The sequence below is a fragment of the Georgenia ruanii genome (assembly GCF_009193175.1).
In the GTDB taxonomy this organism is placed as follows: domain Bacteria; phylum Actinomycetota; class Actinomycetes; order Actinomycetales; family Actinomycetaceae; genus Georgenia; species Georgenia ruanii.
Window position 1 is genome coordinate 18,493 of sequence record NZ_VUKE01000001.1, and the last position, 20,878, is coordinate 39,370.

The 20,878-nt window shown below is 75.7% G+C and carries 19 protein-coding genes; 10 read left to right on the top strand and 9 right to left on the bottom strand.

Going from position 1 to position 20,878, the window contains the following annotated elements; all coding sequences use genetic code 11:
* Nucleotides 1-37: 37 nt before the first annotated feature.
* Genes serA through GD880_RS00090 form a run of 3 tightly spaced genes read left to right on the top strand, consistent with a single transcriptional unit; the run spans nucleotide 38 to nucleotide 3,998 of the window.
* Nucleotides 38-1,258, top strand: coding sequence for a phosphoglycerate dehydrogenase (serA, locus tag GD880_RS00080; protein ID WP_152229611.1), 1,221 nt, complete (start codon nucleotides 38-40; stop codon nucleotides 1,256-1,258).
* 20 nt (nucleotides 1,259-1,278) lie between these two features.
* On the top strand, nucleotides 1,279-2,313 hold the full coding sequence (gene mgrA / locus GD880_RS00085) for an L-glyceraldehyde 3-phosphate reductase (protein WP_152229612.1): 1,035 nt from the start codon (nucleotides 1,279-1,281) through the stop codon (nucleotides 2,311-2,313).
* A gap of 2 nt (nucleotides 2,314-2,315) precedes the next feature.
* On the top strand, nucleotides 2,316-3,998 hold the full coding sequence (locus GD880_RS00090) for an AMP-binding protein (RefSeq protein WP_152229613.1): 1,683 nt from the start codon (nucleotides 2,316-2,318) through the stop codon (nucleotides 3,996-3,998).
* A 64-nt stretch (nucleotides 3,999-4,062) separates the two neighbouring features.
* On the opposite strand, the gene nrdR is transcribed toward GD880_RS00090, so the two are convergent.
* On the bottom strand, nucleotides 4,063-4,635 hold the full coding sequence (gene nrdR, locus GD880_RS00095; RefSeq protein WP_152229614.1) for a transcriptional regulator NrdR: 573 nt from the start codon (nucleotides 4,633-4,635) through the stop codon (nucleotides 4,063-4,065).
* Between the two features lie 145 nt (nucleotides 4,636-4,780).
* Nucleotides 4,781-5,242, bottom strand: a complete 462-nt coding sequence (locus GD880_RS00100) for a LysM peptidoglycan-binding domain-containing protein (protein WP_193314295.1) — start codon at nucleotides 5,240-5,242, stop codon at nucleotides 4,781-4,783.
* A gap of 242 nt (nucleotides 5,243-5,484) precedes the next feature.
* On the opposite strand from GD880_RS00100, the gene lexA reads away from it, so the two are divergent.
* Nucleotides 5,485-6,162: a transcriptional repressor LexA gene (gene lexA / locus GD880_RS00105; RefSeq protein ID WP_152230107.1), complete on the top strand. Its 678-nt coding sequence runs from the start codon at nucleotides 5,485-5,487 to the stop codon at nucleotides 6,160-6,162.
* Nucleotides 6,163-6,166: 4 nt separating this feature from the next.
* Here the strand turns inward: lexA and GD880_RS00110 are convergent, their stop codons facing one another.
* The 3 genes from GD880_RS00110 to hflX form a co-directional block, all read right to left on the bottom strand.
* Nucleotides 6,167-7,171, bottom strand: coding sequence for an L-lactate dehydrogenase (locus GD880_RS00110; RefSeq protein ID WP_152229616.1), 1,005 nt, complete (start codon nucleotides 7,169-7,171; stop codon nucleotides 6,167-6,169).
* Nucleotides 7,172-7,244: 73 nt separating this feature from the next.
* Entirely contained in the window at nucleotides 7,245-9,266 is a 2,022-nt protein-coding gene (locus GD880_RS00115; protein ID WP_152229617.1) for an ATP-dependent DNA helicase, read from the bottom strand.
* A complete protein-coding gene (gene hflX, locus GD880_RS00120; protein ID WP_152229618.1) occupies nucleotides 9,266-10,837 on the bottom strand; it encodes a GTPase HflX in 1,572 nt (523 codons plus the stop codon). The genes GD880_RS00115 and hflX overlap by 1 nt, the downstream gene beginning before the upstream one ends.
* A 133-nt stretch (nucleotides 10,838-10,970) precedes the next feature.
* On the opposite strand from hflX, the gene GD880_RS00125 reads away from it, so the two are divergent.
* Complete coding sequence (locus GD880_RS00125; RefSeq protein ID WP_152229619.1) at nucleotides 10,971-11,597, top strand: class I SAM-dependent methyltransferase; 627 nt, start codon at nucleotides 10,971-10,973, stop codon at nucleotides 11,595-11,597.
* 63 nt (nucleotides 11,598-11,660) lie between these two features.
* Here GD880_RS00125 and GD880_RS00130 read toward each other — a convergent pair whose 3' ends face one another.
* From GD880_RS00130 to miaA, 3 genes are read right to left on the bottom strand one after another with little or no spacing between them, the layout of a single operon-like run.
* Nucleotides 11,661-12,956, bottom strand: a complete 1,296-nt coding sequence (locus tag GD880_RS00130; RefSeq protein WP_152229620.1) for a hypothetical protein — start codon at nucleotides 12,954-12,956, stop codon at nucleotides 11,661-11,663.
* A gap of 33 nt (nucleotides 12,957-12,989) precedes the next feature.
* Nucleotides 12,990-13,904, bottom strand: coding sequence for a diaminopimelate epimerase (dapF, locus tag GD880_RS00135; RefSeq protein WP_152229621.1), 915 nt, complete (start codon nucleotides 13,902-13,904; stop codon nucleotides 12,990-12,992).
* A complete protein-coding gene (miaA, locus tag GD880_RS00140) occupies nucleotides 13,901-14,938 on the bottom strand; it encodes a tRNA (adenosine(37)-N6)-dimethylallyltransferase MiaA (protein ID WP_226909258.1) in 1,038 nt (345 codons plus the stop codon). The genes dapF and miaA overlap by 4 nt, the downstream gene beginning before the upstream one ends.
* A gap of 56 nt (nucleotides 14,939-14,994) precedes the next feature.
* Between miaA and GD880_RS00145 the strand changes: the two genes are divergently transcribed.
* The 3 genes from GD880_RS00145 to GD880_RS00155 are packed head-to-tail and all read left to right on the top strand — an operon-like array spanning nucleotide 14,995 to nucleotide 16,905.
* Nucleotides 14,995-15,519 carry a type III secretion system chaperone family protein gene (locus GD880_RS00145; protein WP_152229622.1) on the top strand — a complete coding sequence of 175 codons (525 nt, stop codon included), beginning with the start codon at nucleotides 14,995-14,997 and terminating at the stop codon, nucleotides 15,517-15,519.
* Entirely contained in the window at nucleotides 15,516-16,103 is a 588-nt protein-coding gene (locus GD880_RS00150) for a type III secretion system chaperone family protein (RefSeq protein ID WP_193314296.1), read from the top strand. The genes GD880_RS00145 and GD880_RS00150 overlap by 4 nt, the downstream gene beginning before the upstream one ends.
* A 25-nt stretch (nucleotides 16,104-16,128) precedes the next feature.
* Nucleotides 16,129-16,905 carry a GNAT family N-acetyltransferase gene (locus GD880_RS00155; protein WP_152229624.1) on the top strand — a complete coding sequence of 259 codons (777 nt, stop codon included), beginning with the start codon at nucleotides 16,129-16,131 and terminating at the stop codon, nucleotides 16,903-16,905.
* A gap of 22 nt (nucleotides 16,906-16,927) precedes the next feature.
* On the opposite strand, the gene miaB is transcribed toward GD880_RS00155, so the two are convergent.
* Nucleotides 16,928-18,490 carry a tRNA (N6-isopentenyl adenosine(37)-C2)-methylthiotransferase MiaB gene (miaB, locus tag GD880_RS00160; protein WP_152229625.1) on the bottom strand — a complete coding sequence of 521 codons (1,563 nt, stop codon included), beginning with the start codon at nucleotides 18,488-18,490 and terminating at the stop codon, nucleotides 16,928-16,930.
* Between the two features lie 142 nt (nucleotides 18,491-18,632).
* Between miaB and gcvT the strand changes: the two genes are divergently transcribed.
* Nucleotides 18,633-19,760: a glycine cleavage system aminomethyltransferase GcvT gene (gene gcvT / locus GD880_RS00165; protein ID WP_152229626.1), complete on the top strand. Its 1,128-nt coding sequence runs from the start codon at nucleotides 18,633-18,635 to the stop codon at nucleotides 19,758-19,760.
* A 259-nt stretch (nucleotides 19,761-20,019) separates the two neighbouring features.
* On the top strand, nucleotides 20,020-20,832 hold the full coding sequence (locus GD880_RS00170; RefSeq protein WP_152229627.1) for an amino acid ABC transporter ATP-binding protein: 813 nt from the start codon (nucleotides 20,020-20,022) through the stop codon (nucleotides 20,830-20,832).
* The last annotated feature ends 46 nt before the right edge of the window (nucleotides 20,833-20,878 follow it).

Here is a 20,878-nt window from a genome sequence, read left to right on the forward strand (position 1 = left end):
CTTGCTCCGCATCGCGAGACGGGCGGACGATGGGCCGGTGGCACGCGCACTCCTCCTCGAAAATCCGCACACCAACGCCGACCCCGTCCTCGCCGCCGCGGGCGTCGAGGTCGTCCGGCACCCCGGCGCCATGGACGAGGACGAGCTCATCAGGGCCCTCGACGGCGTCGACATCCTCGGCATCCGCTCCACCACCCACGTGACCGAGCGGGTGCTGGCCGCCCACCCCCAGCTGCTCACCATCGGCGCGTTCTGCATCGGGACGAACCAGATCGACCTGCGCGCCGCCGCCCGCCGTGGCGTCGCCGTCTTCAACGCCCCCTTCTCCAACACCCGCTCGGTCGTCGAGCTCGCCCTCGCCGAGATCATCGCGCTGACCCGGCGGCTCACGGTGCGCGACAAGGCGCTCCACGACGGCGTCTGGGACAAGTCGGCCGCGGGCTCGCACGAGGTGCGCGGGCGCACCGTCGGCATCGTCGGCTACGGCAACATCGGCACCCAGCTCTCCGTGGTGGCCGAGGCCCTCGGCCTGCGCGTGGTGTTCTACGACGTCGCCGAGAAGCTCGCGCTGGGCAACGCCCGGCGGATGAGCTCGCTCACCGAGCTGCTCAACGTCGCCGACATCGTCACGCTGCACGTCGACGGCCGCGCCGGCAACGCCGGGATGTTCGGCCGCGAGCAGTTCGAGCAGATGAAGCACGGCGCGATCTTCCTCAACCTCTCCCGCGGCTTCCTCGTCGACTACGCGATGCTGCGCGAGAAGATCCTGGACGGCTCCCTCGCCGGGGCGGCCGTCGACGTCTTCCCCACCGAGCCCAAGCGCACCGGCGACCCGTTCGACTCCGAGCTGCGCGGCCTGCCCAACGTCATCCTCACCCCGCACGTCGGCGGCTCCACCCAGGAGGCGCAGGAGAACATCGGGCTGTTCGTCTCGGGCAAGCTCACCAAGTACCTCAAGTCGGGTGCCACCGACCTGTCGGTGAACCTGCCGCGGCTCTCCCTGCCGCCGTCGGACGCGGCCCGCTACCGCATCGCGTTCGTCCACCGGAACACCCCCGGCGTCCTCGCGCTCGTCAACCAGACCTTCGCCGAGTACGGGGCCAACATCGACGGCCAGATCCTCGGCACGCTGGGTGAGATCGGTTACGTGGTCACCGACATCGGCTCGGAGCTGCCGCGCGAGGCCGTCGAGGCGGTGCGCCAGATGGAGGACACCCTGCGCCTGCGGGTGATGATCCGCCCCAACCCCGAGGACTGAGCCGCAGTACGGTCGGACCCATGTTCACTCCCGCGCCAGAGCGCTACGACGCCATGACCTACCGCCGTTGCGGCCGCAGCGGCCTCGACCTGCCCGCCATCGCCCTGGGGCTGTGGCAGAACTTCGGCGAGGCCAACGCCTACGAGACCCAGCGCGACATCGTCCTGCGCGCCGTCGACCTGGGCATCACCCACATCGACCTGGCGAACAACTACGGCCCCCCGCCGGGCTCGGCGGAGAAGTCCTTCGGCCGGATGCTCGCCGAGGACCTCGCCGGGCTGCGCGACGAGCTGGTCATCTCCTCGAAGGCCGGCTACGACATGTGGCCCGGGCCCTACGGCAACGGCGGCTCGCGCAAGTACCTGCTGGCCTCGCTCGACCAGTCCCTGGCCCGGATGGGCCTGGACTACGTGGACATCTTCTACTCCCACCGCTTCGACGACACCACCCCGCTGCGCGAGACCCTCGGCGCCCTGAAGACGGCCGTGGACTCCGGGCGGGCGCTGTACGCGGGCGTCTCCTCCTACTCCGCCCAGCGCACCCTCGAGGCGTTCGAGGTGGCCGACGAGATCGGGCTCGACCTGCTCGTCCACCAGCCCTCGTACTCGATGCTCAACCGCTGGGTCGAGCACGGCGAGCCCAGCCTGCTCGACGTCCTGGGCGAGAAGGGCACCGGCGCAGTCGTCTTCTCCCCGCTGGCGCAGGGCATGCTCACCGACAAGTACCTCGGCGGCGTGCCGGAGGACTCCCGCGCCGCCCGCGGCGGCTCGCTGCGGCGGGAGTTCCTCAGCGACACCGCCCTCGACCACGTCCGCGCCCTCAACGACGTCGCCGCCGCACGTGGGCAGAGCCTGGCGCAGATGGCCATCGCGTGGGTGCTGCGCGACCCGCGCGTGACGACGGCGCTGGTGGGCGCCTCCAGCGTGGCCCAGCTCGAGGACAACGTCGCGGCGCTGGACCGCCTGGACTTCACCGAGGACGAGCTGGCCCGCATCGACCAGCACGCCGTGGACGCGGGTGTGAACATCTGGGCGGCGCGCTCCTCGGACCTCTGAGCATGACCACCGACCCAGGCTCCCCCGCCCGCGCCCACTACGCCCCGGGTGTCCCGGCCGAGATCGTCGTGCCCGACCACGGCGTCGACGGCCTCCTCACCGAGGCCGCCGGCCGCTTCGGCGACCGGGTGGCGCTGGACTTCCTCGGCGCCGTCACCACCTACGCCGCGCTCGAGGAGCAGGTCGACCGGGCCGCCGGCCTGCTCGCCGCCGCCGGGGTGCGGGCCGGGGACCGGGTCGCCCTGGTGCTGCCCAACTGCCCCCAGCACGTGGTCGCCTTCTACGCGGCGTTGCGGCTCGGCGCGGTCGTCGCCGAGCACAACCCGCTCGCCCCGCCCGCCGAGATCCAGGAGCAGCTGGACGCCCACGGCGCCACGGTGGTGGTGGCCTGGGAGAACGCGCTCGACCGGGTGGCCCCGGGCGGTGACCGCCGCGACCGCACCGTGTGGGCCGTCGACCTGACCGCGGCCCTGCCCCGCCGCTCCCGCCTGCTGCTGGGCCTGCCGCTCCCCGCGGCCCGCGCCCAGCGGGCGGCGCTGCGCGGCCCGGTCCCGCCCGGGGTGCGCAGCTGGGAGGCGGACCTGCGCCGCGCCGCCCCCCTGCCGCGCACCCACCCCCGCCCGGCCGGGGCCGACCTCGCCGTCCTGCTGCACACCGGCGGCACCACCGGCACGCCCAAGGCCGTGGCCCTCACCCACCGGAACCTGCTCGCCAACGTCGCTCAGGGCCGGGCCTGGGTGCAGGGGCTGCGCGAGGGCGCCGAGACCTTCTACGCGGTGCTGCCCTTCTTCCACGCCTTCGGCCTGACCCTGTCCCTGACGTTCGCCGTGCGGATCGGCGCCACCCAGGTGGTGCTGCCCAAGTTCGACGTCGACATGGTGCTGGCCGCCATGCGGCGCCGCCCGGCCACGTTCTTCCCCGGCGTGCCGCCGATGTTCGACCGGCTGGCCGTCGCCGCGCAGGAGCGCGGGGCGGACCTGTCGTCGGTGCGCTTCGCCATCTCCGGCGCCATGGCGCTGGACCCGCAGGTGGCGCGCCGCTGGGAGGCGCTCACCGGCGGCCTCATCATCGAGGGCTACGGCATGACCGAGTGCTCGCCGGTCGTCCTCGGCAACCCGTTCGGCCCCGGCCGGCGGCCGGGCGCGCTCGGGCTGCCGTTCCCCTCCACCGACATCCGCGTCGTCGACCCGGAGCACCCGGCCGCGGAGGTGCCGCCCGGGGCGGTCGGCGAGCTGCTGGTGCGCGGCCCGCAGGTCTTCGCCGGCTACGACGGCCGGCCGGAGGAGACCGCCGAGGTGCTGCTCGACGGCGGGTGGCTGCGCACCGGCGACCTCGTGCGGCTGGACGACGGTTTCGTCGTCCTGGCCGACCGGCGCAAGGAGCTGATCATCTCCGGCGGGTTCAACGTCTACCCCTCCCAGGTCGAGGAGGCGGTGCGCTCGATGCCCGGTGTGAGCGACGTCGCCGTCGTCGGGCTGCCCGACGGCGCGCGCGGGGAGTCGGTGGTCGCCGCCCTCGTGCTCGAGCCGGGCGCCCGGGTGGACCTCGAGGGCGTCCGCCGCTGGACCCACGAGCGCCTGTCGCACTACGCCATCCCGCGGCGCATCGCGGTCCTCGAGGAGCTCCCACGCTCCCAGCTCGGCAAGGTGCTGCGGCGGAAGGTGCGCGAGCAGCTGCTCGACTGACCGCCGGCCAGCCACCGCGGAACCGTCGGCGGTGGCGGCTTCCCCTCCGCCACCACCGACGGCGTCAGTGTGCCGGAGCCTGCTCGGGCTCCTCGGCTGCGCCCAGGCTAGCGGAGCCCGCGCCGCCGCCGGGCGCGGTTGGCGACGCCGTTCCCGCCCCCGCGGCGCCGTCGCCGGCGGCGCGCGCGGCGGCGTGCTCGGCCCGCAGCGCGGCGATCGCCTCCTCGAAGTCCTCGAGGGAGCTGAAGGAGGAGTAGACGCTGGCGAAGCGGAGGTAGGCGACCTCGTCGAGCTGGCGCAGCGGGCCGAGGATCGCCAGGCCGATCTCGTGGGCGTCGATCTGCGCGGCGCCGCTCGCGCGCACCGCCTCCTCGACCTGCTGGGCCAGCAGGGCGAGGTCGTCGTCGGAGACCGGCCGGCCCTGGCACGCCTTGCGCACGCCGGCGACCACCTTGTCCCGGCTGAACGGCTCGCTCGCGCCCGACCGCTTGACCACCGTCAGGCTGGACGTCTCCAGCGTGGTGAACCGCCGCCCACAGCTGGGGCACTGGCGCCGGCGCCGGATGGACGCGCCGTCCTCCGCCGTCCGGGAGTCGATCACGCGCGAGTCGGCGTGTCGGCAGTATGGGCAGTGCACCTCGCAGCTCCTCCCTGCACCCGCCGCCGGCGGCCGGCGGCCCGGCGCGGCCGAACCGGCCGCGCCCGCGGCGCGATCTCGCGTCGCCGGTCCCATCATCGCACCCCGCCGACAGCGGGTGCCGCGGCCGGCGGGCCGCCGGCGCTCAGCGGGCCGGGACGAGGAGCTGCTGGCCGGCACGCAGCTGGTGGTCGCCGAGGTCGTTGAGGGCCGCGATGGTGGCGACGACGTCCCGGACGTCCTCGCCCGGCCCCGCCACCTCGCTCGCCACCGCCCACAGGGTGTCCCCCGCCGCCACCGTCACGGTGGCCACGTCCTGCGCGGGCGGCCCCGCGACCGCCGCGCCGGCCACGCTGCCCAGCCCGACCGCCACCGCGGCCGCGGCCACCAGCGCGAGGGCGGCCACCACGCCGCGGCCCAGCGCGGTCAGGCGCAGCGGGGCGGGCGGCGCTGGGCGCGCCGCCACGGGCGCGGGGACGGGGACGAAACCGGGGCCGACCACCTGCAGGTGCGCGCGGGCGCCCGCGGCGCGGGGGGCGCGACGGACCGGGCGAACCGGGCGGACCGGGGCGGGCCGCCACGCGGGCTGCGCGACCAGTGCACTCATGACCACTCCTCCTCGAACGGATGTTCGTCGAACGTCTGTGCGACAGAGTAGGGCCACCCGGGTCTCTTGTCGAGACACACCTCGAACAATTGTTTGAGATCGTGCCGCCGGGCTTCTACGCTGACGTCGAGAGCCCATCACCGACCACTGACATCGGCGGATTTCCACAACCATCCGCCGCCGGCCGACACCGCCGCCGCGGTGCGGGAAGGATCGCCGTCGTGAGCACCGTCGAGGAACCGATGCAGAGGCAGCCCGCCGGCGACGGCGGACTGACCGAGCGCCAGCGGCTGATCCTGGCGACCATCCGCGCGGCCGTGGCCGAGCGCGGCTACCCGCCGAGCATGCGCGAGATCGGCGAGGCGGTCGGGCTGACCAGCCCGTCGTCGGTCAAGCACCAGCTCGGCGTCCTGGAGCGCAAGGGCTATGTGCGGCGCGACCCCAACCGCCCCCGCGCCATCGAGCTCATCGACCCGGCCGGCACCCGTGCCACGGCCGTCACCGGACCCGTGGCGGCGTTCGACGCCGAGGGGCTGCGCACGGGCGCGGCCACCCTGGTGCCGGTGGTCGGCCGCATCGCCGCCGGCGGCCCGATCCTCGCCGAGCAGGCGGTGGAGGACGTCTTCCCCCTGCCGCGCCAGCTCGTCGGCGACGGCGAGCTCTTCCTGCTCCGGGTGGTCGGCGAGTCGATGATCGACGCCGCCATCTGCGACGGGGACTGGGTGGTGGTGCGCCGGCAGCCGGTGGCCGAGAACGGCGAGATCGTCGCGGCGATGATCGACGGCGAGGCCACGGTCAAGACCTTCCAGCGCCGGGACGGCCACGTCTGGCTGCTGCCCCAGAACCCCGCCTTCTCGCCCATCCCGGGCGACGCGGCCCAGGTGCTCGGCCGCGTGGTGACCGTGCTGCGCAGCCTCTGACCGGTCAGAAGCCGAACTGGCGCGCCACGGCGCGGATCTCCTCGGCGCTCCGCCGCAGGCCGTGCCGCTCGCTCTCGGTGACCACCGGCACGAGGCGACGCCCCACGCCGTCTCGCCCGACGACGCTCGGCACCGACATGCACACGTCCGAGATCTCCAGGTAGTCCTCGAGCAGCGAGGAGACGGACAGCACCCGGTGCTCGTCGCGCAGGACGGCCTCGATGATGCGCACCACGGCGAGCCCGACGGCGTAGTTCGTCGCGCCCTTGCCGGCGATGATCTTGTAGGCCGAGCCGACCACCTCCGCGGCGATCGCGGCGCGCACCTCCTCGTCGAGCATCCGCCCGTCGCGGGTCGGGCCCCACTGCAGCAGCGGCACCGCGCCGATCATCGCCGAGCTCCACAGCGGCAGCTCGGAGTCGCCGTGCTCGCCGGCCATGTAGGCGTGCACGCTCTGCACCGCCACGCCGCAGGCGCGGGCGACGAGGTAGCGCAGCCGGGACGTGTCGAGCACGGTGCCGGAGCCGAAGAACTGGTTCTGCGGCAGGCCGGAGATCTTCAGGCCGGCGTAGGTGGCCACGTCCACCGGGTTGGCGACCATGACATACACCGCATCCGGGGCCACCGCCACGAGCCGGGGCAGGAGGTCGCGCATGATGTCGATCGTCGCCCCGGCGAGGTCGAGCCGGGACTGGCCCGGCTTCTGCTTGGCGCCGGCGGTGATGACGACGACGTCCGCGTCGGCGCAGATGGCGACGTCGTCGGAGCCGCGCACCGAGCCCATGGGGGTGAACTGGATGCCGTGGGCGATGTCCATCGCCTCGGCCTCGACCTTGTCCCGGTTGCGGTCGAAGAGGACCACCTCGCGCGCCGCCCCGCGCAGCAGGCACGCGTAGGCCAGGGTGGAGCCGACCGCACCGGCGCCGACGATCGCGACCTTGCTCGACCGGCGCTCGCCGCGGCTGTCGCCGGCCAGCTCGTCGCGCCCGACCTCGTCGGACTCGGTCATGAAACCCCCCGGGGTGGTGGTGGACGGTGCGTGCCCACCCTACGGGGACCGGCCCGGCCGGGGCCCGGCGAGGTCAGGCCTCGGCGCCGGCCCGCGCGGTCGCCAGGCGCCGCAGCGCCCCGCGGGTGACCTCCCCGTCGAAGGTGCGCCACAGCGGCGGCATCGACCGGGTGAGGAAGGTGCCGTACCGGGCGGTCGCCAGGCGCGGGTCGAGGACGGCGACGACGCCCCGGTCCCCGGTGGAGCGCACGAGGCGCCCGGCGCCCTGGGCCAGCAGCAGCGCGGCGTGGGTGGCCGCCACGGACATGAAGCCGTTGCCGCCGGCCGCGGCGACCACCTCCGAGCGGGCCGAGCGCACCGGGTCGTCCGGGCGGGGGAAGGGGATGCGGTCGATGACGACCAGCCGGCAGGTCGGGCCCGGCACGTCCACCCCCTGCCACAGCGACAAGGTGCCCATGAGCGAGGTGGCCTCGTCCTCGGCGAAGCGGCGCACCAGGGTGGGCAGCTGGTCCTCGCCCTGGCACAGCACCGGGGTGTCCAGCTCCGCGCGCAGCCGGTCGGCGGCGGCCTCGGCGGCGCGGCGGGAGGAGAACAGGCCGAGGGTGGCGCCGCCGGCGGCGCGGACCAGCTCGACCAGCTCGTCCAGCGCCTGGCCGCTGGTGCCGTCACGGCCGGGGCTGGGCAGGTGCCGGGCGATGTAGAGGATGCCCTGGCGCGGGTAGTCGAACGGGGATCCGACGTCGAGGCCCCGCCAGGCCCGCTCCTCGTCGAGGGTGAGTCCGAGGGCCCGGGCCATGGGGTCGAAGGTGCCGCCGAGAGCGAGGGTGGCCGACGTCAGGACCACGGCGCGGCCGGCCAGCAGGTGGTCCTTGACCGGGCCGGCGACGTCGAGCGGGGCGAGCCGCAGCCGGGGCTGCTCGCTGCCGATGCGCGGGCGCTCGCACCACAGCACGTCGCGGCGCTGCGCCACGCCGTCGCCGAGGAGCCGCTCGGCGACCTCGTGGAGCACCACCATGGCGGAGCGGGCCATGGCCCGACCGCCGGCGTCCTCCTGCGCGTTGGCGCCGCTCTCCGGCTTCATCGCGCTGATCGCGGCCCGCGAGCCGGCCTCGACCAGCACGACGGCGTCGCGCACGCCCGCGGGCAGGCCCTCGGGCAGCCGGCCGTCGGGGACGACCTCGAGCCGCTGGCGCAGCAGGGCGACGGCCTTCTCCAGCGTCTCGTCGTTGACGCCGGCGTGCCGGCGGGCGAGCCGCGCGGTGCGCTCGACGACCGCGGCGCTGAGCTCGAGGGTCGATTGGGCGGTGACGCGGTCGGCGAGCTCGTGCGCCTCGTCGACGACCAGGACGTCGTGCTCGGGCAGCACGTTCGGCGACCCGGCGGCGGCGATGCCGAGCATCGCGTGGTTGGTCACCACGACGTCGGCCTCGCGGGCCGCCTGCCGCGCCGCCTCGGGGAAGCACTCGGCGATCATCGGGCACCGCTGGCCCAGGCACTCCATCTTGGTCACCGACACCTGGCGCCAGGCCCGCTCGCTCACGCCCGGCACGAGGTCGTCGCGGTCGCCGGTGGTCGTCTCCTCGGCCCACTCGCGCAGCCGCAGCACCTGCTCGGCCAGCGAGGCCCGCTCCGGCCCGGCCGGCGCGGCACCCGCCGGGGCCGGGGACGCCGGGTCCACCCCGGTGGCGGCGGAGGCGGCGAACAGGCCCGGCTCGTCCTCGGCCGGGTAGCCGCCGGCGACCTTGTGCTTGCACAGGTAGTTGTGCCAGCCCTTGAGCAGGGCGACGTCGGGACGCAGGCCGGTGCGCTCGGCGACGACGGCGGCCACCCGCGGGGCGTCGTGGACGAGCACCTGGCGCTGGAGCGCGAGGGTGGCCGTGGAGACGACGGCGCGCTGGCCCGCCACGACGGCGTGGGCCAGGACCGGCACCAGATAGGCGAGGGACTTGCCGGTGCCCGTGCCGGCCTGGACGAGCAGGTGCGAGCCGTCCTGCAGGGTCTGGGCGACCTCGGCGGCCATCCGCTGCTGGCCGGGGCGCGCGGCGCCGCCCACGGCCGCGACCGCGTCGGCCAGCAGCCCGTCGACGTCGGCCATCAGGACGCGGACCGCGCGGCGGGCGCCTCGGTCCACGGGGTGCCCACGGACCGCACGTGGGCGGCCAGGTCCGGGTCGAGCCGGGCGTGCAGCCGGGTCCCGCCCTCGACGTACTCCTCGGCGAGGATCTCGCCGTCGGTGTGCGCGCGGGAGACGAGGTCGCCGCGGTCGTAGGGGACGACGACGTCGACCAGCTCCGTCGGGCGCGGCAGCAGCTCGGCGATGCGCCGGGCGAGCTCGTCGACGCCGCGGCCGGTGCGCGCGGACACCGCCACCGCGCCGGGGTAGCGGGTGCGCAGCGCGGCGATGTCCTCGGGAGCGGCCAGGTCGGCCTTGTTGAGCACGATGAGCTCGGGCACGTCCGCCGCGCCGGGGATGTCGGCGATGACGGCGCGCACGGTGCGGACCTGTCCCTCGGGGTCGGGGTGGGCGGCGTCGACGACGTGCATGATCAGGTCGGCGTCGGCGACCTCCTCGAGGGTGGAGCGGAAGGCCTCGACGAGCTCGGTGGGCAGGGAGCGGACGAAGCCGACCGTGTCGGTGAGGGTGTACTCGCGCCCGTCGGGGGTGCGCGCCCGGCGCACCGTGGGGTCCAGGGTGGCGAACAGGGCGTTCTCGACCAGGACGCCGGCGCCGGTGAGCCGGTTGAGCAGGGAGGACTTGCCCGCGTTCGTGTACCCGGCGATGGCCACCGAGGGGACCTGGTTGTGGCGCCGGGAGCCGCGCTTGGTCTCCCGCGCCGGGGCCATCTCCTTGATCTGCCGGCGCAGCCGGGCCATGCGGGTGCGGATGCGACGCCGGTCCAGCTCGATCTTCGTCTCACCGGGGCCGCGCGAGCCGATCCCCGCGCCGCCGGCCACCCGGCCACCGGCCTGCCGGGACATCGACTCGCCCCAGCCGCGCAGCCGCGGGAGCAGGTACTCGAGCTGGGCCAGCTCCACCTGCGCCTTGCCCTCCCGGGACTTCGCGTGCTGGGCGAAGATGTCGAGGATCAGCGCGGTGCGGTCGATCACCTTGACCTTGACGATGTCCTCCAGGCCGCGGCGCTGGGACGGGGTGAGCTCGCCGTCGACGATGACGGTGTCCGCGCCGGCCGCCTGGACCATCTCGGCCAGCTCGGCGGCCTTCCCCGAGCCCAGGTAGGTGCCGGGGTCGGGGGTGGTGCGCCGCTGGAGCAGCCCGTCGAGCACGAGGGAGCCGGCCGTCTCGGCGAGGGCGGCCAGCTCGCGCAGCGAGACCTCCGCCATCTCCGCGCTCCCGGCGGACCACAGGCCGACGAGCACGACGCGCTCGAGGCGCAGCTGCCGGTACTCGACCTCGGTGACGTCCTCGAGCTCGGTGGACAGCCCGCCGACCCGGCGCAGCGCCGCGCGCTCCTCGCGCTCGAGCTGGTCCCCGTCGTACTCCGCGTCCGCCGGCCCGCCGCCGTCGCCTGACTCCAGCGCCGTGCCCGCCGTCGACGTCAGGGACGCCCCCGCACGGGCCAGGATGCGGGCGACGACGTCCTCGGCCGCCCGCTGGGCGCCGGCGCCGTCCTGCTGCTCGTCCGGGGTGGGTGAGTTGGGGGTCATCTTGTCCTTCCGTGGGCTCCCCTCAGGATCCCACGCGGTGCGGGGGTGGGCCATCGTTTATCCCCAACGCCGGGCGGGCCGCTGATCATCCCACGGGGGCGGGGCGCCCGGGCCGCCCCGGTAGGTTGGCGGCGTGAGCACGCCCGACCACTACTTCTCCGCCGAGCCCGCCTCCCCCGCCGAGCTCCGCCCGCTCCGGGTGCGCCTGCGCGGCCGGGACGTCGCCGTGCAGGTGGCGCCCGGGGTGTTCTCCGGCGACCGGCTCGACCTGGGCACCCGGGTGCTGCTCGACGCCGTCGACGACCCGCCGGAGACCGGCACCCTCGTCGACGTCGGCTGCGGCTGGGGCCCGATCACGCTCGCGATGGCGCTGGCCTCGCCGGCGGCGCGGGTCTACGGGGTCGACGTCAACCACCGGGCGGTGGACCTCACGGCGCGCAACGCCGCGGCGCTGGGCCTGGGCAACGTCAGCGCGCTGGACGCCGGCGAGGCGCTGGCGACCTTCCGCGCGCAGGGCACCCGCATCGACGAGCTCTGGTCGAACCCGCCCATCCGGGTCGGCAAGGCGGCCCTGCACGAGCTGCTCACCGCCTGGCTGGGCCTGCTCGCGCCGACCGGCAGGGCGCACCTGGTGGTGCAGAAGAACCTCGGGGCGGACTCGCTGCACCGCTGGCTGGCCGAGGAGCTCGGCGCGGACGTCACCCGCACGGCGAGCTCGAAGGGCTTCCGGGTCTTGACCGTGCGGCCGCGCCGCCCCTGACCGGTCCCGTGCTGGGGCGGCGGGCGCGCACGCGGACCCGCCAGGAGGCGGCGTCGGCCCCGCTCAGCCCGCGTCCAGCATCGCCACGGCCGCCGGGACGATGGGGTGCAGCATCTCCGGCAGGCGGTAGGTGTCCCCCTCCCGCTCCACGACGCCGAGCGACGCGAGCTTCGCCAGGTCGCTCGCGATGAACCGGGTGCCGAGCTCGTCCGCTCCCCACGGCCGGGTGTCCAGCCCCGGGGAGACGGCGGTGAGCCCGGCGGGTTCCGCCGCCCGCATCAGCGCTCCGACGGCGAGGTCGGGAACGGTGGCGCGATACTCCTCGGCTCCGCGCTCCAGGAAGGCATGGAGCACGGCCGCGTGCAGGGACGCCGCCGCGGCACTGATGCCTGCGGCGTCCGGCTCGGGCAGCGCCTCCTCCCCGGGCGTCACGTGCTTGTCGCCGACCTCGAGGTATCCCAGCCGGACGAGGGCCACCCAGAGCAGGACCAGCTCGCCGACCTTCCACATCGACGTCGGGCTCGGGTTCCCCTCGATACCGAGCAGAGAGACGACCTCGGCGGTGTCCGCCCGCCGGAGGGCCCCCGTGCTCGTGAGCTGCCGGCTCTCGCCGACCCAGCCCAGCAGTGCGCGGGCCCGTCGCCAGAGCGGGGACCGGGCGAACCAGGCGGCAGCCGCGTCGGCGTCGAAGGGCCCCGTCGAGAGCGCGCAGGCGTCCGGCTCGTGTCCCAGCGTCGCCGGCCAGGCCCACACGTGCTTCCCCGGCTCGTCGAACACCGTGCCGTCGGTGATGGCGACCCGCTCCTCGTAGGGCAGGTTGTTGAAGCGCTCCAAGAAGGCGGCGAGCTGGGCGGGGTCGGCGACGTCCACGCCGAGCTCCGTGGCGTACTCGAGCACGTTGCCGCCCATCGAGCGGCGGGCGGGGTCCTGGAGCGCCCGCGGCACCTCGCCGGCCAGCTCCTCCATCAGGGCCGTCAGGCCGGCGTCGCTCAGCGCCGAGCGGAAGCGGCCGGTGGAGAGCAGGAAGCTGAAGAACAGCGTCATCGCCGGGACGAGCAGCCGGGCGTCGTCGGCGCTGGTGGCGACCCTCCGGGGGAAGGCCTCGGTCAAGACGTGGCGGATCTCCTGCTCCGTCCACGCGGTGGGGTCGGGCGAGCCGAGCTGCTCGCGCTTGAGGTCGATGGCGCGCTCGACGAGCCACGTGCTGTCCTCGATGAAGAGGTCGAGCTCGCGGGCCCACTCCTCCAGCTCGGCGAGCAGCGCGGGCACGGCCACGGGGGCGGCGTGCCGGTCCGGCGCACCCTGGTGGCGACGCCGCTGCGAGGGCGTCTTGCGGGGCTTGGGCTTCTTCTTGGGCATCGACGTTCCTCCGGGATGGGGGCCGGCGCGTGGTCAGCCGAGCAGCGTCACGTCGGCGGTGAGCACCGCTGGACCGGTCAGGGTCACGGTGTCGCCGAGCACCCGCACGGTGACCTGCCCGCCGGGCACGAGCACCTGCCAGGCGTCCGGGGCGCCGTCCCCGGCCCAGGCCCGCACCGCGAGCGCGGCGGCGCAGGTGCCGGTGCCGCAGGAGCGGGTCTCCCCCACCCCGCGCTCGAGCACGCGCATGCGGATCCGGCCCACCGCCCCGCCGTCGCCGCCGCTCTCGCCGAGCGGGACGACGAGCTCGAGGTTCGTGCCCTCGGGCGGGACCGGGTCGTAGGTGGGCCGGGCGGTGAGCACCGCGCCGGCCAGCTCGGTCTCGTCGGGCAGGGCGACGACGGTGTGCGGGTTCGGCACGGTGACCCGCAGCCCGCCGCGCGGCCCGCCGAGCCCGGGCACGCCGACGACGACGTCGTAGCCGGCGCTGACCGCCGCCTGGCCGCCCGGCATGGCCCAGCGGCCCATCTCCACGGTGTACAGCTCGCCGTCGAAGGTGACCCTTCGGGGGCCGCCGCGGGTGCCGACGACGACCGTCTCGCCGGCGGCGAGCGCGACGAGGCCGCGCTCGCGCAGGTAATGGACGAACACGCGCACGCCGTTGCCGCACATCTCGGCCAGCGAGCCGTCGGCGTTGCGGTAGTCCATGAACCACTCCGCGGCCGGGTCCTCGGCCAGCACCGTCCGCCCCTCGGGCACGGCCGCGGACCGCACGACGCGGATGAGGCCGTCCGCGCCGAGGCCGGCGTGGCGGTCGCAGACGGCGGCGACCTCGGCGGCGGTGAGGGCGAGCAGCCCGTCCGGGTCGGGCACGAGGACGAAGTCGTTCTCGGTGCCGTGGCCCGTGGTCAGGGCGCGCCCGGCCAGGGCCCCGAAGGTGGTGGTCATAGGCCCAGGGTACGCAGCGCCTGGTCACGCAGGTCGGTGGCGTCCGCCACGGGCAGCCAGGTGATGCGCGGGTCGCGGCGGAACCACTTCTCCTGCCGGCGGGCCAGCTGGCGGGTGGCCACGACGATCGCGGCGGTGGCCTCCTCCCGGCTGAGCCGCCCGGCGACGACCTCGGCGGCCTGGGCGTAGCCGACGGCGCGGCGGGCGGTGGGCCCCTCGGCCAGCCCCTGGGCGAGCAACGCCTCGGTCTCCTCGACCAGCCCCTCGCGCATCATCTGCTCGGCCCGTGCCGCGATGCGCGCGTCGAGCTCGGGCCGCGGGACGGCGATGGCGAGCTGGACCGCGGGCACGGCGTAGACGTGCTCGGGCAGGCGCGCGGAGAACTTCTCCCCGGTCAGGGCGATCACCTCGAGGGCGCGGACCACCCGGCGGGTGTTGCGCGGGTCGATGCGGGCCGCGGCCTCGGGGTCGAGCCGGGCGAGCTCGTCGTGCAGGGGGCGGGTGCCCAGCCGCTCGGCGCGGGCCTCCAGCTCGGCGCGCACGCCGGGGTCGGTGCCGGGGAAGTCCAGGTGGTCGAGCGCGGCGCGCACGTACAGGCCCGAGCCGCCCACCAGCAGCGGCACCCGCCCCCGCCGCCGGATCGCGGCGAGGTCGGCGCGCGCGGCGCCCTGGTAGGCGGCGACGGTGGCCTCCTCGCGCACGTCGAGGACGTCGAGCTGGTGGTGGGCGACGCCGCGCCGCTCGGCCACCGGCAGCTTGGCGGTGCCGACGTCCATGCCGCGGTAGAGCTGCATGGCGTCGGCGTTGACGACCTCCGCCGCCCCCGGCCCGCCGAGCGCCTCGGCGAGGTCGAGTGCGAGCGCGGACTTGCCCGTCGCGGTCATCCCCACCACGGCCACGACCGGGCCGGTCGCGGGTCCGGGCGCCGGGTCCCCGCCGGTGCCGGCCAGGGGCCCGGGCGCGGGGTTCGCGCCGGTGCCGCCCTGGGGCCCGGGCGCGGGGTCGGCCGCCGGCGCGGACGTGAAGTCGTGCACGATCGTCCAACCTACCGGCGGGGCGCGCGGGGGGCGTCGCGCGTACGCTCGTGACCATGGCCAGGCCCGGTTTCGACGATGCGGGGCGGCCCGCGGGCGGGCCCGGCGCCGCCACCGGCGCGGCCGCGGCCCGCGACGTCGTCCTCCCCCTCACGCAGGCGCGCGTGGCCGCCGTCCTCGAGGAGCTCGACTACCCGCTCTTCCAGGACCGCAACGGCGACCTCGGCGCGATGTGGGCGCAGGCCGTCTTCCACATCTACCTCCTCGGCCCGGACGAGTCGGTGCTGCAGGTGCGCGGCTCCTGGCACCGCCGCCTCGCGCTGGAACGGCTCGGCGAGGTGCTGGCGCTCGTGGACGGCTGGAACCGCGAGTACGTCGGGCCCAAGTGCTACGTGCGGGTGCTCGACGACGGCCGGCTCAGCGTCGTCGCGGAGGTCTCCACCCCGCTCGGGGCGGGGGTGAGCGACAGCCAGCTCGCCCGGCTCGTCCAGCGCGGCGTGGGGCAGGGCATGCGGATGATGCGCGACCTGGAGCTGCAGTACCCCGACCCGGCCGAGACCTCGCCGGGCGGGATGTCGTGAGCCGGTGGTCGTGGTGGCGCCGCGGCGGCGAGGGGCCCCCGGACGCCGGACGCAGCGCCACCGACAACCTCCAGCGGGCCGCCGACGGGCGGGAGGATGCCCGGCCGGCGCGCGACACCGGGCGGCGCCCGCCCGGGCCGCCACCGGTGCGCACCTCGCCGGTGACCGCGGCCCGGCTGCTCGAGATCATCACCGACCGCGGCTATCACGTGCGCACCGAGCCGGACGGCTCGCTGACCGGGGTGTGGGACGGCTACCAGTTCCACATCCGCCTGGCCGGGGAGGAGCAGGACTTCCTCAGCGTGCGCGGCCTGTGGGGCCGGCTCGTGCCGGAGGAGCTGCGCGGCGCGGTCGCGCAGGCCGCCAACGACTGGAACCGCGACAAGATCTGGCCCACCGTCTTCACCGCCCCCACCCCCGACGGGGTGGGGGTGCGCACCGAGATCATGGCCGACGTCGGCGCCGGCGCGACCGACCGTCAGCTGCTCGACATCATCGAGGGCGGGCTGTCCGCGGGCGTGCAGTTCTTCCAGGCGCTGGGTCGGTCCATGCCGCCGATCGAGGAGCCCTCGCCGGAGGTGTGAGCCGGAGGGCGGGCGGAGGACAGCGATGACGACGTGGACGCCCGAGCGGGTCGGCGCGGCTGCCGCGGAGTGGGTGCGGGTGCCGCCGGACGCGACGGACCTCTCCACGGCCGACTACCGCCTCGTCCTCTCCCCCACCGACCTGGACTGCCCCGCCCAGGTGCCGCGGACCACCTCCGCGCGCCCGGCCGCGGACCTCGTGGCGGAGGTGCTCGCCCGGGTGCGCACGCTGGGGGCGCCGGCCCTGTGCTGGTGGGTGCCCGACGACGCCGCCGACCTCGCGGCGGCGCTGCGCCAACGGGGCGGCGTCGTGACCGACGAGGTCGAGGTGCTGGCCCGCGACCTGGCCGACGGCGTGCCCGACCTCGCCGTCCCGCCGGACGTGACGGCCACGACGGTGACCGAGCCGCGCGCCCTGCTCGACTGGCACCGGGTCGCCGCGGCGCTGTGGGGCACCCCCGAACCCAAGGCCGGGCACGTCGCGGCGGCGCTGGCCGAGGTGGCCGCCGAGCGGGCCCGCGGGGAGCTGCGCGTGGTCGGCTACGTCGGGACGGAACCGACCACGGCCGCCGCGTGCACCCTGGCCGGCCCGGTCGTGCGCCTGGGGGGCGCCGGCACGCTGCCCGCCTGGCGGGGGCGGGGCGCCTACCGCGCCGTCCTGGGCGAGCGGCTGGCGCAGGCGCACTGGCGCGGGCTCACCCTGGCCCTGGTCAAGGCCCGGGTGGCCTCCGCCGGGCCGATCCTGCGGTCGGTCGGGTTCACCGCGTACGGCCGCGAGCGCCGCTACACCCTGCCGGTGTGACGTCCGGACCGGCGGCGCCGCGTCAGCGGCGAAGCGAGGGCATGCCGAGGGTCACCGGCCCGGCCGCCGGCGCGGCGTGCCCGTGCGGCTCCTCCACGAGCCCGGCGCGGCGCTCCCAGGCGTCGCCGGCGCGCGTGCGGCGCAGCCGGTAGGTCCCGCCGGTGAGCGCCGAGTCCGCCACCAGGTGGTGCGGCGCGCCGTGGGTGACCTCGACGGTGACCATGTCCCCCGGCCGGGGCCGGTCGGCCTCGGGCAGGCCCGCGGGCAGGGCCACGTGGACGAGCCGGTTGTCCGCCGCGCGGCCGGTGATGCGGTGGGTGGCGCCGTCCTTGCGGCCCTCGCCCTCGGCGACGAGGACGTCGACCGTGCGCCCGACCTGGCGCTCGTTCTCCTCCGTGGAGATGCGCTGCTGGAGGGCGAGGAGGCGCTGGTAGCGCTCGGTCACGACCTCGGCGGGCACCTGGTCCTCGCGGTCCGCGGCCGGGGTGCCGGGCCGCCGGGAGTACTGGAAGGTGAACGCGGAGGAGAACCGGCTCGCCTCGACGACGTCGAGCGTGGCCTGGAAGTCCTCCTCGGTCTCACCCGGGAAGCCGACGATGATGTCGGTGGTGATGGCGGCGTCGGGGATGGCCGCGCGCACGCGGTCGATGATGCCGAGGTACTTCGCCTGCCGGTAGGAGCGGCGCATGGCGCGCAGCACCGCGTCGGAGCCGGACTGCAGCGGCATGTGCAGGCTCGGCATGACGTTGGGCGTCTCGGCCATCGCGACGATGACGTCGTCGGTGAAGGCGGCCGGGTGCGGGGAGGTGAACCGGACCCGCTCGAGCCCCTCGATCTCCCCGCAGGCGCGCAGCAGCTTGGCGAAGGCGCCGCGGTCGCCGAAGCCCACCCCGTAGCTGTTGACGTTCTGCCCGAGCAGGGTCACCTCGATGGCGCCCTGGGCGACGACGGCCTGCACCTCGGCGAGCACGTCGCCGGGCCGCCGGTCGCGCTCCTTGCCGCGCAGGTGCGGCACGATGCAGAAGGTGCAGGTGTTGTTGCAGCCCACGGACACCGACACGAACGCCGCGTAGGCCGACTCGCGCCGGGTGGGCAGGGTGGAGGGGAAGACCTTGAGCGCCTCCTCGATCTCCACCTGCGCCTCGGCGTTGTGCCGGGCGCGCTCGAGCAGCGCGGGCAGCACGTCGAGGTTGTGCGTGCCCAGGACGACGTCGACCCACGGCGCCTTCTCGACGATGCCGGCGCGCATCTGCTGGGCCAGGCACCCGCCGACGGCGATCTGCATGCCCGGCCGCTCGCGCTTGACCGAGGCGAGCTGGCCGAGGTTGCCGAACAGGCGGGTGGCGGCGTTCTCGCGCACCGAGCAGGTGTTGAGGATCACCACGTCCGCGCCGCCGTCGCCGGCCTCGGTGGCCCGCGCGGCGGCCTCGGGGACGGACTCGACCGGCACGTACCCCCGCTCCTCGAGCAGCCCGGCGAGGCGCTCGGAGTCGTGGACGTTCATCTGGCAGCCCAGCGTGCGCACGAGGTACGTGCGTGGGGCGGTGCGGGCGGGGGCGGCGTGGGCCGGTGGAGCAGCAGTCATCGTGGCAGAAGTGTAGGTCGCCGCTGCGGGGGCGGGTCGCGCCCGGTCCGCTACGTTGGGGCCACCGCCGCACAGGGGGCCACCGCCGCACAGGGGGCCCACCGCCGCACAGGGGGCCCACCGCCGCGAACGAGGGAGTGCGATGAGCGAGGCGCCGACGATCCGGTCCACCGTGCTGGCCGAGGAGCACGCCCGCCTCGGTGCGGCCTTCACCGACTTCGGCGGCTGGCGGATGCCGGTGCGCTACTCCTCCGACCTCGCCGAGCACCGCGCGGTGCGCACCGCCGCCGGCCTGTTCGACCTCAGCCACATGGGCGAGGTCCGCGTCGAGGGGCCGCAGGCCGGCGCCGCCCTGGACCACGCCCTGGTGGGCCGCCTCTCCGGCGTCGCCGTCGGCCGGGCCCGGTACTCCCTGCTGTGCGCCGAGGACGGCGGCATCGTCGACGACCTCATCACCTACCGCCTGGCCGAGGACCGCTTCCTCGTGGTGCCCAACGCCGCGAACACGGCCGCCGCCGTCGCCGCCCTCACCGAGCGGGCGGCCGGGTTCGACGCCGCGGTCACCGACGTGTCCGCGGAGACCGCGCTGCTGGCGGTGCAGGGACCGGCCGCCGAGGCGATCGTGGCGTCGCTGGTGCCGGGCGGGCAGCGCGAGGTCGTCACCGGCCTGCGCTACTACGCCGCGGCCCGGGCGACGGTCGCCGGGGCCGACGCGCTCGTCGCGCGCACCGGCTACACCGGCGAGGACGGCTTCGAGGTCTTCGTGCCCAACGGGGCCGCCGCGGCGCTGTGGGCCGCCCTGCTGGCGGCCGGGGAGGGGCACGGGCTGGTCCCGGCCGGGCTGGCGGCCCGCGACTCGCTGCGCCTGGAGGCCGGGATGCCGCTGTACGGCCACGAGCTCACCCGCGCCACCGACCCCTACGCCGCCGGGCTCGGCGGCGTCGTCGCCCTCGACAAGGACGACTTCGTCGGCCGGCGCGCCCTCGAGGCGGCCCGGGCGGCGCGGGAGGCTGGCACGGGCCGCCGGCTCGTCGGCCTGCGCGGCGCCGGGCGGCGGGCCGCGCGGGCGCAGCAGCCGGTCCTCGTCGGCGACGACGTGGTCGGCGAGGTCACCTCCGGCGCGCCGAGCCCCACCCTGGGCCACCCGGTGGCGCTGGCCTACGTGGACGCCGCCCACGCCGGCGTGGGGAGCGCCGTCGACGTCGACGTGCGCGGCACCCGGCAGCCCTTCGACGTCGTCGAGCTGCCGTTCTACCGGCGCGCCCGGTAGCCGGCCCGGACGGCGCACCGGGCGCGCCCGACACCCCGGGCCCGGAGGCCGGCCGCGCGTCATGTCGTCCCCAGGCCTGCTCTTGGCTCCCACCGGGGTGTCGCATGGTTCGACGCGACCCATCCGCCCGAATTCATCGCGGTCCCGCCACACCGAGGCGCGCGCGTGGTCAACGGACCGTCAAGCGCCCGCTATGGTGTCCACCACGCATTACGGGTGACACAGATCACGAATTCGTTCGGCAGTGAGGTTGACGCGCATGACCGACCCTCAGCAGTCCCCCACCGCGCCCGCCGACGTCGCGGTGGCCACCGGCGCCGCCGAGCGCGACCTGGGCGCGCCGCTCGTGCGCCTCACCGGCGTCAACAAGCACTTCGGCGACCTTCACGTGCTCCGGGACATCGACCTCACCGTCCGACGCGGCGAGGTGGTCGTGGTCATCGGCCCCTCGGGGTCGGGGAAGTCGACCCTGTGCCGCACCATCAACCGGCTCGAGCCGATCGACTCCGGGACCATCACCGTCGACGGCCGCGAGCTGCCGGCCGAGGGCAAGGACCTCGCCCGCCTCCGCGCGGAGGTGGGCATGGTCTTCCAGTCCTTCAACCTCTTCGCGCACAAGACGATCCTGGAGAACGTCACGCTGGGCCCGGTCAAGGCCAAGGGCGTCAAGGCCGCCGAGGCGCGCCAGCGGGCGATGGCCCTGCTCGAGCGCGTCGGGGTGGCGAACCAGGCCGGCAAGCACCCCGCCCAGCTCTCCGGCGGGCAGCAGCAGCGCGTGGCCATCGCCCGGGCCCTGGCGATGCAGCCGAAGGTCATGCTCTTCGACGAGCCCACCTCGGCCCTCGACCCCGAGATGATCAACGAGGTCCTCGACGTCATGACCTCCCTGGCCCGCGAGGGGATGACGATGATCGTCGTCACCCACGAGATGGGCTTCGCCCGCAGGGCCGCCGACCGCGTGATCTTCATGGACGCCGGCCAGATCGTGGAGGAGGCCAGCCCGGAGGAGTTCTTCACCAACCCCCGCTCCGACCGGGCGAAGGACTTCCTCTCCAAGCTGCTCAGCCACTGACCGGCCGCACCGGCCGGTCCCCTCGACCCCTCCGTTCAGCCCGCAC